The organism is Corynebacterium poyangense (assembly GCF_014522205.1).
Classification (GTDB): Bacteria; Actinomycetota; Actinomycetes; order Mycobacteriales; family Mycobacteriaceae; genus Corynebacterium; species Corynebacterium poyangense.
In genome coordinates, this window is sequence record NZ_CP046884.1 from 1,401,200 (window position 1) to 1,415,207 (window position 14,008).

The 14,008-nt window shown below is 52.7% G+C and carries 15 protein-coding genes and 5 tRNA genes; 6 read left to right on the plus strand and 14 right to left on the minus strand.

Going from position 1 to position 14,008, the window contains the following annotated elements:
• Nucleotides 1-64: 64 nt before the first annotated feature.
• From GP475_RS06555 to GP475_RS06595, 9 genes are all read right to left on the minus strand, one after another.
• On the minus strand, nucleotides 65-538 hold the full coding sequence (locus GP475_RS06555; RefSeq protein ID WP_187973651.1) for a hypothetical protein: 474 nt from the start codon (nucleotides 536-538) through the stop codon (nucleotides 65-67).
• Nucleotides 539-1,642: a glycosyltransferase family 4 protein gene (locus tag GP475_RS06560; protein ID WP_187973652.1), complete on the minus strand. Its 1,104-nt coding sequence runs from the start codon at nucleotides 1,640-1,642 to the stop codon at nucleotides 539-541.
• 2 nt (nucleotides 1,643-1,644) lie between these two features.
• The gene (locus GP475_RS06565; RefSeq protein ID WP_187973653.1) at nucleotides 1,645-2,550 is read right to left on the minus strand and encodes a phosphatidylinositol mannoside acyltransferase; all 906 of its coding nucleotides are present in this window, start codon (nucleotides 2,548-2,550) and stop codon (nucleotides 1,645-1,647) included.
• Between the two features lie 3 nt (nucleotides 2,551-2,553).
• On the minus strand, nucleotides 2,554-3,201 hold the full coding sequence (gene pgsA, locus GP475_RS06570; RefSeq protein ID WP_187973654.1) for a phosphatidylinositol phosphate synthase: 648 nt from the start codon (nucleotides 3,199-3,201) through the stop codon (nucleotides 2,554-2,556).
• Entirely contained in the window at nucleotides 3,194-3,859 is a 666-nt protein-coding gene (locus GP475_RS06575) for an HIT family protein (protein ID WP_187973655.1), read from the minus strand. Before GP475_RS06575 ends, pgsA begins: the two co-directional genes overlap by 8 nt.
• Nucleotides 3,819-5,885, minus strand: a complete 2,067-nt coding sequence (gene thrS, locus GP475_RS06580) for a threonine--tRNA ligase (RefSeq protein ID WP_187973656.1) — start codon at nucleotides 5,883-5,885, stop codon at nucleotides 3,819-3,821. The genes GP475_RS06575 and thrS overlap by 41 nt, the downstream gene beginning before the upstream one ends.
• A gap of 148 nt (nucleotides 5,886-6,033) precedes the next feature.
• Nucleotides 6,034-7,365: a Dyp-type peroxidase gene (locus tag GP475_RS06585; RefSeq protein ID WP_187973657.1), complete on the minus strand. Its 1,332-nt coding sequence runs from the start codon at nucleotides 7,363-7,365 to the stop codon at nucleotides 6,034-6,036.
• Nucleotides 7,346-7,954 (minus strand): copper chaperone PCu(A)C, encoded by a 609-nt coding sequence (locus tag GP475_RS06590; RefSeq protein ID WP_187973658.1) that lies wholly within the window; start codon nucleotides 7,952-7,954, stop codon nucleotides 7,346-7,348. Before GP475_RS06590 ends, GP475_RS06585 begins: the two co-directional genes overlap by 20 nt.
• A gap of 31 nt (nucleotides 7,955-7,985) precedes the next feature.
• Nucleotides 7,986-8,546, minus strand: a complete 561-nt coding sequence (locus GP475_RS06595) for a copper resistance CopC family protein (protein WP_187973659.1) — start codon at nucleotides 8,544-8,546, stop codon at nucleotides 7,986-7,988.
• Between the two features lie 445 nt (nucleotides 8,547-8,991).
• Between GP475_RS06595 and GP475_RS06600 the strand changes: the two genes are divergently transcribed.
• Both GP475_RS06600 and GP475_RS06605 read left to right on the plus strand, forming a co-directional pair.
• A complete protein-coding gene (locus tag GP475_RS06600; RefSeq protein ID WP_187973660.1) occupies nucleotides 8,992-9,195 on the plus strand; it encodes a beta-class phenol-soluble modulin in 204 nt (67 codons plus the stop codon).
• Nucleotides 9,196-9,359: 164 nt separating this feature from the next.
• Complete coding sequence (locus tag GP475_RS06605; protein ID WP_187973661.1) at nucleotides 9,360-9,596, plus strand: hypothetical protein; 237 nt, start codon at nucleotides 9,360-9,362, stop codon at nucleotides 9,594-9,596.
• A gap of 204 nt (nucleotides 9,597-9,800) precedes the next feature.
• Here the strand turns inward: GP475_RS06605 and GP475_RS06610 are convergent.
• From GP475_RS06610 to GP475_RS06625, 4 genes are all read right to left on the minus strand, one after another.
• Nucleotides 9,801-9,874 (minus strand) — tRNA-Cys (locus GP475_RS06610).
• Nucleotides 9,875-9,908: 34 nt separating this feature from the next.
• Nucleotides 9,909-9,981, minus strand: a tRNA-Gly gene (locus tag GP475_RS06615).
• Between the two features lie 29 nt (nucleotides 9,982-10,010).
• Nucleotides 10,011-10,082, minus strand: a tRNA-Val gene (locus GP475_RS06620).
• An 18-nt stretch (nucleotides 10,083-10,100) separates the two neighbouring features.
• Nucleotides 10,101-10,176: transfer RNA gene (locus GP475_RS06625), tRNA-Gly, on the minus strand.
• Between the two features lie 283 nt (nucleotides 10,177-10,459).
• On the opposite strand from GP475_RS06625, the gene GP475_RS06630 reads away from it, so the two are divergent.
• The 4 genes from GP475_RS06630 (at nucleotide 10,460) to msrB (ending at nucleotide 13,092) form a co-directional block, all read left to right on the plus strand.
• Nucleotides 10,460-10,531 (plus strand) — tRNA-Val (locus GP475_RS06630).
• A gap of 83 nt (nucleotides 10,532-10,614) precedes the next feature.
• Nucleotides 10,615-11,388, plus strand: a complete 774-nt coding sequence (locus tag GP475_RS06635; protein WP_187973662.1) for a pyrimidine reductase family protein — start codon at nucleotides 10,615-10,617, stop codon at nucleotides 11,386-11,388.
• A gap of 31 nt (nucleotides 11,389-11,419) precedes the next feature.
• Entirely contained in the window at nucleotides 11,420-12,667 is a 1,248-nt protein-coding gene (locus GP475_RS06640; RefSeq protein ID WP_262485148.1) for a glycosyltransferase family 87 protein, read from the plus strand.
• Entirely contained in the window at nucleotides 12,664-13,092 is a 429-nt protein-coding gene (gene msrB / locus GP475_RS06645; protein WP_187973663.1) for a peptide-methionine (R)-S-oxide reductase MsrB, read from the plus strand. Before GP475_RS06640 ends, msrB begins: the two co-directional genes overlap by 4 nt.
• Nucleotides 13,093-13,152: 60 nt before the next feature.
• Here msrB and hemQ read toward each other — a convergent pair whose 3' ends face one another.
• A complete protein-coding gene (hemQ, locus tag GP475_RS06650) occupies nucleotides 13,153-13,857 on the minus strand; it encodes a hydrogen peroxide-dependent heme synthase (RefSeq protein ID WP_187975833.1) in 705 nt (234 codons plus the stop codon).
• Nucleotides 13,858-14,008 lie beyond the last annotated feature (151 nt).

Below are 14,008 nucleotides of genomic sequence, written 5' to 3' on the forward strand. Positions count from 1 at the left end.
AATAACCACATCATCATAGAGCGTTACCGAGAATGAATCCCCCGAGACTCCCCCCGAACTTTGCCTAATCTAAGAGCGTGTCATCAACAAATTCGAAGTATTCCGGAAGAGGCGCAGTTCCCCCTAGTCTCAAAAACCTCACTAGTGGTCGTGTTCTGAGCTCTCGGGTGCTGCGAACGGCGTCGTTATAGAAGCGGTGGGCTAATTGCAGACGGGCATGGGCATCTACGATTTGCCCCGGTTGTTCGTCCGCAGCAGCAGCGATGATCCGCGAAATTTCAGCTTCTTGGGAAGCACGGTCCATGAACCGTTCCGGAGCTAAGGGGATGGCTTCTGCTTGAGCCGCAGTTCGACGCGCGGCAGGGTATATCGCAGCGGTAACCGCCGCACGTCGATCCAGCGCCGCCTGGAGCTGAGCCCGCGCGGCGTCAGTGCGGATATGCAGCCGATTCAGCCGCTGCGCTGTCATATACGCCCATGCCAAAATCACAGTGATGAGCACCGCAAGGACCACCCACAGCACAGCTCCTACACTCATTTAATCTTCTTCCCTTTCCACCCTCACCTTGGTTCCATCAGCTACGGTCTCATAAACCCTTAAAATTCGGTCTGTAACAGTGCTCCAGTCATACAGTTGCGCCCGCTGTTCTCCAGCGGCAACTAATTGTTCTCGCTGCTCAGGATGATCAATCAGGTCCTGGAGAACACGCGCCAACTCAGTGACGGAACCAGTCGGAAACAATCTACCGGCAGGATGTTCACCGGCAGCATTACACACTGCGGCAAATGCGGGTAGATCACTGGCTACCACGGCGCATCCCGCAGCCATTGCCTCAACCAGGACAATTCCAAAGCTTTCGCCACCCAGGTTGGGCGCCACATAAATATCCGCGCGGCCTAATACCTCAGCTTTCTGCGCATCGCTTACTCGGCCGAGAAAATCCACCCCTGGGAAAGTACGTGGCTTTCCTCCACCCATGACCGTGACAGATACTTCACGGTCTAGGTGCGGAAGTGCAGATAACAAAATATCTAGCCCTTTACGGCTTTCATCAAGGCGACCAAGAAAAGCAATTTCTACTTGAGCATCAGGGTTCGACGCTTTCTTAGCTGATCGATAAACAGCGGTATCCACTCCATTAGGAATGAGTACCGGATCACCGCCTAATTGTTCGACCTGCCAGCGTCGAGCCATTTCTGACACCGCTATGCCGCCCCGAATCTTTTCCAAGTATGGACGCAAAATGGGAACGACAAGGTCTAAAGCTCTGGAGCTCTCAGCCGAAGCATGATAGGTGGCCACAATCGGACCCGTAGCTACTTTCAATGCCGCCATAGAAAAGCTTGGAGAGTTAGGTTCATGAAGGTGGAGAATATCGAAATCGCCCTGGCGGATAAATTCTCTAACTTGTTTAAAAACACCCGGCTTCAGGCCTAGACGGGCAACAGATCCGTTATAGGGGATGGGGATACTTGATCCACCTCGAACCACATAATCTGGGACTGACGTGGCAGCGGAACACGGCCCGATGACCCGGACATCATGTCCCCGCCGGATCAAGATATGAGCTAAGTCAAGAATGTGGGCTTGAACTCCGCCAGGTTCATCAAAACTGTAGGGGCACACAATTCCGATTTTCACCCTTAGCCCCTCCTTTTCTTTCGCCTCTTCTCTTGAACCCGCGCCCTATCCTGGGGCCACAGTGGTTGAAGCACATGCCAATCCTGCGGATGGGCCTGAATATTGCGAGCCATCTCATTGGCTACCTTTTGCATCGTTTCCGCCAAATCGGTCACCGGGATTTCTGGAGAACATTGTAATGCCCACTCGCCTTCTCCCGGATACCATAAGTGCACAACATGGAGGCTAGCCCCTGTTTCCTGGGCCAATTTCACCGGACCGGCTGGCATGGTAGTGTCCTCGCCGAAAAACCGCACCGGCACACCACGATGTCGAATATCTCGTTCTCCAAGAAGACACACGACTCCACCAGATATGAGCTTTTCCCGCAGCTCCGGGAAAGGCGGAGCTCCACCGTGGAGAGGTTTCACCTCAAATCCCAATTGCTCCCGATAGTCAACAAAAGCTTGGAATAAGACCTCAGGTTTGAGTCTCTCAGCCACCGTCGTAAACCGTCCCCAGTGGTTCACCAGGAAAACACCGGCCATATCCCAATTCCCAGAGTGAGGAAGAACCAAAATCACTCCACGCCCCGAGTCAAGGGCATGATCGAGGTACTCCAAGCCATAAAGATTGTGATAAAGACGGGAGATTAGTTCCGGACGAGCGTGGATCTCAGGGAGACGAAAGGCCTCTACCCAATAGCGGGCATAGGAGCGCATGGACTGTTTTACTAAGTCACGGGTGACATTTTCTGGCCCTACTACCCGGCTGAGATTTCTTCTTAGCTGATCCATGCCGGTTCCCTGCCGGCAAAGCCAATCCGCGCAGCGATAGGCCACCGGAAGAACCCACCGCTCCGGCAGACGTCGGATAGTTTTCCAGGCTAAAAGATAACCCGCAGCGCTGAGATCCTCTGCGAAAGACATCCCCTAGTTAGCCTCCGAGGCGCCGGCTGGAGGGGCAGTAGCGTCCTCAGCATGAGGGTCGCGTGAAGCCATAACCAGGCGTTGAATCACTGTCACAATAGAACCAATAGCTAGGAGAATGAGGGCGGTTTCTATAGCCCACGGAACCCCTAAGCCCTCTAACCCAATGCCTACTAATCCAAGAATGAGACGCTCGGGACGTTCCACTAAACCGCCGATCAGGTGTAGACCACCGGCTTCAGCACGTGCCTTCACATACGAGATAACTTGACTCGTAATGAGGACGGTGAAAGCGGCAATCACGATGAATCGTGAGGCATGATCGTGATAAATCAGCCACCAGGTGATCGCCCCAAACAACACTCCGTCTGTAATGCGATCACACGTAGCATCTAGCGTCGCGCCGAAACTTGTACCGCCACCACGTTTTCGCGCCATGGTGCCGTCGACCATGTCAAAGGCGGCAAAAATCCCGGACAGGATTGCGGCGAGGACCAGATGGTCCGACGGGATTAACGTCACCGCAATTACCGCAGTAATTGCGGCTCCCACCACGGTCACAGCGTTAGGAGAGATCCCAAATTTCAACAGGAATCTGGCAATGGGCTCAAGGATCACTGCCATTGGACGACGACCATGAACGCTAAGCATCTTTTTCCTCCTGGGCTAGTTCTTCCCAGGCTTCAGCTAATAGCCGGCGGGTATCTTTCAGAAGTTCAGGAAGCACCTTAACGCCATCAATAATGGTCATGAAGTTTGCGTCACCGGGCCACCGTGGAACCACATGCAGGTGGAGGTGATCGCTCACTGAGCCGCCGGCTGGGCGACCCAAGTTAAGACCAATGTTGATTCCCTTGGGTTGAGATACCCGCTTGAGGACCTTGACTGCTTGTTGCGCAAAGGCCATAAGCTCCGAGCACTCTTCAGCTGTGAGATCCTCCAGGTTGGCTACCTTACGATAAGGGACAACCATGAGATGCCCGGAGTTATAGGGAAATAGGTTAAGCAAGACATAAACCTTCTTCCCTCGGGCAATAATGAGGCCATCCTCGTCACTCAAACGTGGGGCGCGAAGAAAAGGATCTTGCGAATTTTCACCCTTAAGGTCCTCCGCACAGTCTTCACTCCCACCCGACTTTTTGGGTCGGCTGCGGATATAACTCATCCGGTAGGGCGCCCATAACCGTTCCAACCGATCAGGAGTTCCGATCCCAGTATCGATATAGCTCTGAGTGGTTTGTCCTACCGTCTCCTCAGGGTTATTGACGTTACTCACGGTGTCCGAAGTTCTCCTTCGACGGCTGATCATTGCGGTGAGATTTCACCCAATCATTAACCAGCTCTACGGCCTCAGCAACCGGAACCCCATTCACCTGGCTACCATCTAAGAAGCGGAAACTCACCGCTCCCGCAGCAACGTCGCGGGCTCCAGCAAGCACCATAAAAGGAACCTTGTTTTGAGTGTGGGTGCGGATCTTCTTTTGCATCCGGTCATCAGATTCATCAACGTGCCCGCGAATCCCCAGCGCTTGCAATGTCTTAGCAAACTCTTTCAGATGGGGGACACAGTCATCAGCTACCGGTATTCCCACTACCTGCTCCGGGGCTAACCACGCGGGGAAAGCACCGGCATAATGTTCCAACAAGACCCCAAAGAATCGCTCGATGGAACCAAAAAGAGCCCGGTGGATCATAATGGGTTGTTTCTTAGACCCGTCGGGGGCCGTGTATTCCAGATTAAACCGTTCAGGAAGGTTAAAATCCAATTGAACAGTAGACATCTGCCAGGTACGGCCGATAGCATCGCGAGCTTGGACCGAAATCTTGGGGCCATAAAATGCTGCTCCACCTGGATCGGGGACAAGATCCAATCCGGATTTCTCAGCTACGCGCTGCAAAATATCCGTGGACATCTTCCAAATCTCATCACTTCCGACAGATTTCCCTTCGTCGCGAGTAGACAGCTCAAGATAAAAATCATCAAGGCCGTAATCGGAGAGCAACGAAAGAACAAATTCTAAAACCTCGGTGAGTTCTTGTTCTAGTTGTTCCTCCGTGCAATAGATGTGGGCATCATCCTGGGTGAAACCACGCGCCCGAGTCAAACCATGAACGACCCCTGACTTTTCGTAGCGATACACCGTACCGAATTCGAAAAAGCGCAAAGGCAATTCTCGATATGATCGTCCTCTGCTGGAGTAGATCAAGTTGTGCATCGGACAGTTCATGGGTTTGACGTAATAATCTTGGGGCTGCTTGGTGCAGTGTCCCTTGTCGTCGTATTCCCCATCTAACTGCATGGGAGGGAACATTCCCTCCGCATAAAAGTCAAGGTGACCCGATTGCTTGAACAGTTCACCTTTGGTGATGTGCGGCGAATAAACAAAGTTATAACCCGCAGCTTCATGACGACGCCGGGAGTGCTGTTCCATCTCATTGCGGACAATCCCACCCTTGACGTGAAATACCGGCAAACCGGAACCAATAGCATCCGGGAAGCTGAACAAATCAAGTTCAGTGCCTAATCTCCGATGATCGCGCTTCTCGGCCTCTACCAGCATATCCAAGTAGGCATCTTGAGCTTCGATTGATTCCCATGCCGTACCGTAAATCCGCTGCAACCCTGCTTTAGATTGATCACCGCGCCAGTAGGCGGCGGAGGACCGAGTTAACCTAAACGCCGCAATATAACGAGTGGTAGGAACATGTGGTCCACGGCATAAATCAAACCATTCGGTTTCTCCGGTCCGGGGATTGACGTTACGGTAGCCCGTTAATTCCCCCGCTCCCACATCCACCGTGGCGTCCTCATGTTCAGCCACCGCGCCGCGGGACTTATCGACCACCAGCTCTAACTTATAAGGCTCATCGTTAAGCAGATCACTGGCTTGCTCCGGGGAGTCAAAGACGAAGCGCTCAAATCGTTGTCCGGATTTGATGATCTTCTTCATCCGCTTTTCAATCCGCTTTAAATCTTCCGGAGTAAACGGCTCAGCAACATCAAAATCATAGTAAAAGCCATTGTCAATGGCCGGACCGATTCCGAGCTTGGTGCCGGGGAACTCCAGCTGAACGGCCTGGGCCAAGACGTGAGCACAGGAATGACGAATAACCGAACGGCCTTCGTCGGTTGATGCCGCAATAGGTGTCAAAGTTTCGTCAGTTTCCGGAGCGTACGCTAAATCTTTCAGATTGCCTTCAGCATCACGGACACATACGACTGCATCCGGACCCTTATGTGGCAAATCTAATTCCCGCATCGCTACTCCGGCCGGTGTTCCGGCAGGTACATGAAACGGCTCGTAGACACTATGGGCGTCGGTGGCGTTGGCCATAAGTTGCGCGCTCCTTTGCGCTTGAGGGTGGCGGCATACCTGGCCGCTCACCCGCTGACAGGTCTTTTCAGCAGCATTATCACCAAACCGGGCATGCCACAAAAGACATACCCGGTTCGGGAAATGTAGCTGTTCGCCCCTATACTACTCAGGCCTTAACCGACTCCAGCAGTCCGGCTCCCCAGTAACGATCGCCGTCTTTTCCGTCGGCTGAAACACCTGGCGGAATAAAGTACACCGCTGAACCGATATGGGTGATCCACTGATTAAGGCGGTCCCCTTCACTGAGTCGTTGTTGAATGGGGTGGAATTGGTGCAAGGGGTCTTGCTGGAAGCAGATAAATACCAAACCAACGTTGGAGATAATCGCCGCTTTGTCATCTGGCCGCGCCATCGCCTGAACAACTGCGGGATCAGGCGGCAGATTATAGGTATATGGTCGGCGTTTGATGACCTGCTCTGGCTTATTCTGAGGCGCTTTGGCCCTAGCCGCATGGCTCATAGGATCAATGATGGGTAATCCCACGCGATCCGTGGCTTTGGTATCTATCGGATCAAATTCCTCACCACCGGACAGTGGCGCACCACTGTCAAGAGTGCGGCCAATGGCGACCTCACGAGAATTTCGATCTAATAGCTCCCATGTGTCCAAGTTCATAAAAATCCGACGCACAACCATGCACGAACCATTCTTTTGCCAGGTCGGACCGTCGTTGATCCAGACATGTTGTTGCAACTCCTCCGAGGTTCGAGGATTAATTGTGCCGTCCTTTTGGCCAAAAAGATTACGTGGCGTACTACCTTCAGCTAAGGACCCATCCGCATTCATAAAGCCTTGCTGCAACCACGTAACTTTGACGTAATCAATACTGGAACGCAACAGATGACGCACGGCAAAAGCTAAGGTTACTGGGTCATCGCAGCACACTTGCAGAACAATATCGGTTTGTCCCCACCTGTTTTCCAACTTATCGGTGCTATACGCCGGCAGCGGTTTAAGCCATGCTGGTCGTTTTTCTGCGGCCCCGATGACGTCGAAAAACCGCGGACCGTATCCACAAGTGACGGTGAGGTTAGCTGGTGAGCTAGCTAACTCCGGCTCGAGACTACCCAGAGGGTTTTGTCCTTGGGTTAATCGGCGCATGTCCTCAGTCCAGGAACGCATGAGACGCTTCATGTCTTTTAACCCCAGACCAGGTTTGATTTCCAGGCCCAGCAAGTTCAGATGAGCTTGCTCCGGTTCAGCTATCCCCGCTTGATTGACTCCGTCAAAAGGAATCGTTTGTGACGCAAGCTCTCCGCTTGCAGTGTCTGTTGGAGTAGGGCCACGTCCTTCTTCAGCCTGAACGTGGTGAGTATGACTGGCAGTGGCGACGAGAGCTGCACCACCGGCGGCAATTGACACTCCGGTCAAGAAACCTCGGCGGCTTAGCCCTCGAGAATCCCCACTTGGATCGGAACTAGTGGTGTGCGTTCTCATCAGTTCCGTTGGAGTGATCGTTGTGGATGTCACCATAGTCTTCATCACCAGATCCGAAAGTGCGGACTGGCACATTATCGAAGTCTACGGTGCTGCCATCTGACAGGGTAACCTTCAGGTCCACATCGTCTCCAGCTTTGACAGGCTCGGTCAGCTCCATAAACATGAAGTGATTTCCACCGGGCTGCAATTTCAAGTCACCATGAGCCGGAATGATGAATCCACCTTCCTTTTGACGCATTACACCATTGACCACTTCATGTAGCTCAAAGCGGTTCGCTTTAATATCATCGGAGCTCACCGCGACAATATTGATGTCTTTATCGGTGTTGTTGTGAATGGTACCGAAACCAGCAGTCATATTTTTACCTTCGGTGCTGGCTCGTACCACTCCGTCCACCAAACTTAAGGCGTGGTCTGCGTCGGGAGTCTGAGCGCTAGAGCTGGCTGACTCGGCTGCCGAGCTTGCTGCGCTACTTGCTGCACTCGCTGAACTGCTGGTTGAAGCCTGTTCCGAGTTGGTGCAGCCGGCTAAAGAAATGGCCGCTATCGCCATCAAACTCGCAGCGCCCAGGGTGTATTTCTTCATGATCTATCCATTCCTTTCTCAGTGGATTGTGTCAGTTTTTTGTGTGCCGACGACGCATGATACTCACCACGACAACCCCCACCACAGCCAAGCCACCTACTCCGGCGGCAATCCAGGTCAATAAGTTCGAGGAAGAATTATCGTGGGAGGCGTTGGTAGTACCTTGCTCGGCTGAATCAGCAGTCTCATCCTTAGCGGAATCCCCCGGTGCACCGACAGTGAATTCTGTGGAACCCCGAGTGGAGTGCCCGTCAGAGGAGGTGATTTGAAACCCGACGGTGTAGGTACCGGGGCCGGGGTGAACATCTTGAGGAGTTTTGATCGATAACAGCCGGCCATGTAGTTCTGGCTGACCAGAGAAAAGGATTTCTCCAGTCTCAGTATTACTCACGGCAAACATGTTGAAATTTGGTTTCGGTTCTCCAGAAAATGTGAGCTGAATTTCCTGAGGAAACTCCTGGACCATTCCACCTTGCGGGGGTTGGGCTTCGGTCACAACATCATGGGCTGCTGCTATTGGGCTGACGTGCCCTAAAACCGCAATCCCGAGCACCGCAGCGGCAACTCCGGCACGAGTTTGATGAACACCCATGCTCCTCATCCTTGACAGCCACGTCCTTTCATAACCTTGACAAGGTACTGCTGTAATTGTCGGTTCTGCATAGAAAAAAGTTCCCATCGCGCCGGGAATACTCTTTTTAGGGTGCAGCCGCCAATACCTGTAACCCTACTAGGTAGCTTGGGCAAGATTTTCTCCTCCCCTCACCTATGGTGTTTTTCACTAACCCCTCAGAGACTGTGAAAAATGAGGTAAAAGTTATCAATATTAAATTTAAGGCAACTTTTATCCACTTTCGTCTATGGCAGGGTGGTCGAAAGTTACCCTAAACGCCCAAAAAGTCGGGTCGAAAGACCATTGTTTCGGGGTTGCCCCTTCCATACCATGATTCTTGTCGGCGGAAACCTCCGCGGCACGAGGCCTTAACTCCCCATGAGATTTGGTCTCACAACCTCAACGTATCGGAAGGATATTCCACATGGCTGATCATCTTCAGGCTCTTGGTGAGTCCATCGTCGGCATCGTAACCTCTGCCATTTCTGGCGACTGGGGTGCACTCGCAAAGAGCATCATCGGAACCGTTACCGGCTCCCTTGATCTGGGCTCCTCTGTCATCGAAGGGTCCTCTCAGGCCAGCGACACCGCTGGTGCTGGTGCCGATGCTGCAGCTGCCGCCAAGTAAGAGATCTCGAATCGCTTAATCGGGTTCTGTCCCCCGATGGATTCGTGAAAATCGCGGCTGGTGATCTTGGTTGGTGGTCACCAGCCGCGAATTATTATATAGTCATTTACGTTAAGCTAAGTAGACGCTTAATTTAATACCTCTAAAGAGAAAGAATATCTTCCATGACTGATCTTTTGGTGAACTTCGGGTCATCCGTTTTCAATCTGACAACCAATATCCTTACCCAGAACTGGTTAGGTGTTGCGATTAACGCCGTTAAAACTCTGGTCTCCGGTGTGGACTTAGGTTCTGCCGTGATCGATAGCTCATCTGGAGCTGACGCTGCCCATGGCGCAGCTGATGCTGCCAGCAATACCGGCGCTTCCAACTCCCTCAGCAGTTCCTCGGCTGCTAAGTAACCACAACCTGAAAGCACACAATAAGACGTAAGTTCTATCCGGTAACTAGATTTATGATCTAGTTACCGGATCTTTTTCTTTCCTACTCTGGCCCCCATGTACCCCTGGCCAGTGTCCACACCGACTGGCAGTGCTCACAGCGTTGTGAATTGAGAAGCACAAAGAGAAAACGCCTATCTGAACTCATCCAGATAGGCATCCGCGTGGAGGTGGAAACGGGAATCGAACCCGTGTGCACGGTTTTGCAGACCGTTGCCTCACCACTCGGCCATTCCACCGTGGCTTCCCCACTTTATTGACTAGGGTTACCGGAGCGGATGACGAGACTCGAACTCGCGACCCTCACCTTGGCAAGGTGATGCGCTACCAACTGCGCTACATCCGCAACCATGAACAGTTTGCTACTGATCACTGTGCGCGATACTGGGATTGAACCAGTGACCTCTTCCGTGTCAGGGAAGCGCTCTCCCGCTGAGCTAATCGCGCGGAAAGCCTTATCGGCTTTGGAGCGGATGACGAGACTCGAACTCGCGACCCTCACCTTGGCAAGGTGATGCGCTACCAACTGCGCTACATCCGCAATCAGCACTGAAGGAACAAGGATCCCTTGCGGTGCGTTGAACACTTTAATCTTCACGAGGGAGTTTTCCAAATTCCCAGGCAGATTGCATGTTTTCAGTTTCTACCCCACCTCTGAGCGCTTTAGCCAAAAGACAATAATGTAATTATTACCCTCATCATCCACCACCTATCGGTGATCGAAAATACCCACCCTAAGCTGGGGATTACCACCGACATTAAGTTCCATGCTATGTTTCTTAGCGCGTGATTCTCAGCTATCTGCTGCGATGTCACACCGGAATGGTCCTATGGCTCAGTGGAAGAGCGTTCCGTTCACACCGGAAAGGTCGCTGGTTCGATCCCAGCTAGGACCACAATCTTTATTCATCCCTAGCGGCTTTACTCAAGCGCTGGGGATTTTTTATTTACCGTTTCGGAAATAAAGGATGACACCCCGATGCCCCACTCTACCCACCACCCTTCAGCTTTCTGCGTTACTGAACTGTCTCCCCAACACTGCACCTCCTTTTTAGGCCCTTTCGCGCCCGCAGACCAACCCGAGCTACGCATGATTGGAATCATGTCCATGAACGGTTCTGCCACCCTTCACGGCAGCAGCTCTGCAATGGGATCCCCCACTGATCAAGCGATGTTAGCCGCCGTACGCGCCTGGTCTGACGCCATCCTGGTCGGCGCCCAGACTGTTCTTGCTGAGGACTATTCCCCGCTACGCCAGCCCCTCCCCAGCCCCGCCCACGACCACTCGGTCACGTCGCGTCCGCTCCCCCGCTTTGCGGTATTAACGAGATCCCTCAACATTGACCTCACCGCCCGCTTCTTTTCTCAACCCCATGATTCATCACCCATCATCGTGACTGCCGTCCACCCTGCGACAGATACACGTCGTACTTCCCTTATCACGACGTTGCGAAATCGTGGTTTTGAAGTCTGGGAATTACCTGATTTATCCCCCCGCGCGGTCGTTACTATGCTCTATCGCCACGGACTAAAACGGCTATCTCTGGAAGGCGGTCCCTCTATATATGGGCAGTTTCTTGAAGCAGATCTAGTAGATATTCTCCACCTATCCTTAGACCCACATCTTTCCAGCCCCGTGGAGTTGCCTTTTGTTCAGGCGTCAACGCCGATGTCCCGGCGATTCCGCCCTGAAGCCATCGCCGCCGACAAAAACGGTGTGGTCTTTATCCGTTATCGACGGATTCATGAATAGCAACGAATAACTCTCCAGTACGCTAGAACGGGTGACGACCCACGTGATGGATTTTTATCGTAACTGGCAGGCATCATCGACAACCATCGACACCCGCCACGGAAATTCCCTCGGAGAGGAATCTCTGTTTCCTCATCGCCAGCATCGAGTTGTCAATAGTATTCTGTGGCCGCTGGCCATCATCACTATCCTCTACACGGTATTTATCCATTCCCTCAACCGGGCAGTGACCGATGATTTTACAACGGTTTATTCCGCTCTTCGCCGGATGTGGCAAGGGGTTCCGGTTTATAACGAGAATTACGAACACGTCAATCCCCACTATCTCTACAATCCCGGCGCTACCCTCCTCCTCTCCCCATTAGGCGTTCTTACTCACTTTGACATCACCCGCGCTGGGTTTATTCTCCTCAACGCCGTCGCTATCATCCTGGCTTTAATCCTGATTGCCCGCATGGTCAGACTGAGCCTCCGCTCACCGCTTATTCCGCTGCTTCTCTTCGCAGCATTTATCACCGAATCAGTCATCAACACCCTCGGTTTTTCCAATATCAACGGAGTACTGCTCCTTCTCATGGCGGTTTTTCTCCACGCTCTTCTCGCCAACCACCAACTCCGCGCCGGCCTCGCCCTCGGTCTCGCAATCTTAATTAAGCCCCTTTTCGCCCCCCTCCTTTTCCTTTCTTTCGCTCGAGGCCACTGGCTCACCCTCATCAGCGCTCTAGCCACCCCGGTCCTATGCAACCTTATCGCCTGGCCGCTAGTTCCTGGAGCCTCCGATTATCTCCACATTGTCACTCCGTATCTCGCCGAAACCAGAGACTACGCCAATGCATCGCTTCCGGGGTTCGCAGTGTACTTTGGGATGCCTGGATGGATGGAAAAGGCGTGGTTCCTCGTCTTCGCCGCCCTAATCGCCTGGTCAGTCATCATCTTGCTCAGATGGCGAAACATCGCCCCAACCATGTGGGCCTTCAGCACCTCCGGGATTCTACTCACCGGGGTTTTTCTGCTCTCTTCCCTCGGGCAAATGTATTACTCCATGCTTCTCTTCCCGATGATCGCAACGGTATTCCTGCCTCGCAGCCTGATGCACACCTGGCCCATGTGGCTCGGAACTTGCCTCGTCCTAGCACCATGGAGCTGGGAGTCAGATCTCTCAGCTACCTTCACCCGCTGGGCTCCGGTATTCGTCGCCACCGTGGGCTGGTCAGTGATTATTTGCTCTACGGCAGCTACCCTCAGTGTGTGGTGGAGAGAGGAGAAGAAACAACCATGACTGATTTTCAGTTTATGTCCGACGCCCAGTGGCGGAAACGCCTCAGCGCCGAGGAATTCCGAGTGCTTCGTCAGGCTGGCACAGAGCCACCTTTTACCGGGGAATACACCGATACCACAACAACGGGGGTCTATCGTTGTCGGGCCTGTGGCTATGAACTTTTTCGGAGTTCGGAAAAATTCTCTTCCCATTGTGGCTGGCCTTCATTCTTCTCGCCTCTCGCCGGGGATCGAGTTATTGAACGAGCCGACACCTCGCTAGGGATGCTCAGAACAGAGGTGCTCTGCGCCAGGTGTCATTCCCACTTGGGGCATGTATTTACTGGGGAGGGTTATGATACTCCCACAGATATGCGTTATTGCATCAATTCTATTTGTTTAACGCTGGAACCAGCGGAATCAGAAAGTGATGATCCCAAGGACTGACAAAGGATGGTATCAAAAATCCTCGGAGTATTGAGGTAGTACCCCGAGGATGAGGGGGAACTAGGGCAGAATGTCGATGACTTCTGCTACGTCATCTATCCGGCGTCCGGTGAAAAATGGGATTTCTTTACGAACATGTAGGCGGGCCTTGGTGTAACGCATCTTGTGCATCAAGTCGACAATGCGGTCTAGGCTGGGTGCCTCAAAAGCTAGCATCCACTCATAATCACCTAAGGCAAAAGACTCAATGGTGTTTGCCCGTACATCAGCGAAATCTCGAGCTGCTGCCCCGTGCTCGGCCAGAATCTTGCGTCGGTCTTGAGGATCCATGAGATACCAGTCATAAGAACGGACAAAGGGATAAACCGTGATCCAGCGGCCTGGATCCTCACCCATGATAAAGCTCGGAAGATGGGACTTATTGAACTCTGCGGGTCGGTGCATCCCATTGCCAATCCAATTCAGCTCTAGAGCCTGCCCTAGGACGGTATCTCGACGGAAACGAGATAGTGCTTCTTGGAGTTGGGTGAATTCTTCAGCGTGCCACCAAATCATGAGATCAGCTTCAGCGCGGATCCCAGTGAGGTCATAAATGCCCCGAACGGTAACCAGTCCTGCCTCGGATAGCTCCTGGAAGAATTGGCGCGTTTGCTCAATGAGTGCCTCACGCTCACTTCCCAGTGCTCCAGGGATAGCCCGGAACGTCACCCATTGTGAGTACCGTTGCATGGCGTTAAGTTTGTCAAAATCCAGCTTAGCCACGATGTCCAAGCATCCTTTCCTCTTTTTGGCTTCTCAGTTGGGAGGCCGTGTTCTCAGACTCTCTCCATCATAAGTTGGATAGCAACGCTTAGCTACCTTCTGCTACCCCATCCTGAGGTTTTCGGCGCGCCTCCACCGTCGATCCCCTGCTAAG

Coding starts and splice junctions, on each gene's coding strand:
- GP475_RS06555 (WP_187973651.1), bottom strand. CDS start 538: ATGAGTGTAGGAGCTGTGCTGTGGGTGGTCCTTGCGGTGCTCATCACT.
- GP475_RS06565 (WP_187973653.1), bottom strand. CDS start 2,550: ATGTCTTTCGCAGAGGATCTCAGCGCTGCGGGTTATCTTTTAGCCTGG.
- pgsA (WP_187973654.1), bottom strand. CDS start 3,201: ATGCTTAGCGTTCATGGTCGTCGTCCAATGGCAGTGATCCTTGAGCCC.
- GP475_RS06575 (WP_187973655.1), bottom strand. CDS start 3,859: ATGATCAGCCGTCGAAGGAGAACTTCGGACACCGTGAGTAACGTCAAT.
- thrS (WP_187973656.1), bottom strand. CDS start 5,885: ATGGCCAACGCCACCGACGCCCATAGTGTCTACGAGCCGTTTCATGTA.
- GP475_RS06585 (WP_187973657.1), bottom strand. CDS start 7,365: ATGAGAACGCACACCACTAGTTCCGATCCAAGTGGGGATTCTCGAGGG.
- GP475_RS06590 (WP_187973658.1), bottom strand. CDS start 7,954: ATGAAGAAATACACCCTGGGCGCTGCGAGTTTGATGGCGATAGCGGCC.
- GP475_RS06595 (WP_187973659.1), bottom strand. CDS start 8,546: ATGGGTGTTCATCAAACTCGTGCCGGAGTTGCCGCTGCGGTGCTCGGG.
- GP475_RS06600 (WP_187973660.1), top strand. CDS start 8,992: ATGGCTGATCATCTTCAGGCTCTTGGTGAGTCCATCGTCGGCATCGTA.
- GP475_RS06605 (WP_187973661.1), top strand. CDS start 9,360: ATGACTGATCTTTTGGTGAACTTCGGGTCATCCGTTTTCAATCTGACA.
- GP475_RS06635 (WP_187973662.1), top strand. CDS start 10,615: ATGCCCCACTCTACCCACCACCCTTCAGCTTTCTGCGTTACTGAACTG.
- msrB (WP_187973663.1), top strand. CDS start 12,664: ATGACTGATTTTCAGTTTATGTCCGACGCCCAGTGGCGGAAACGCCTC.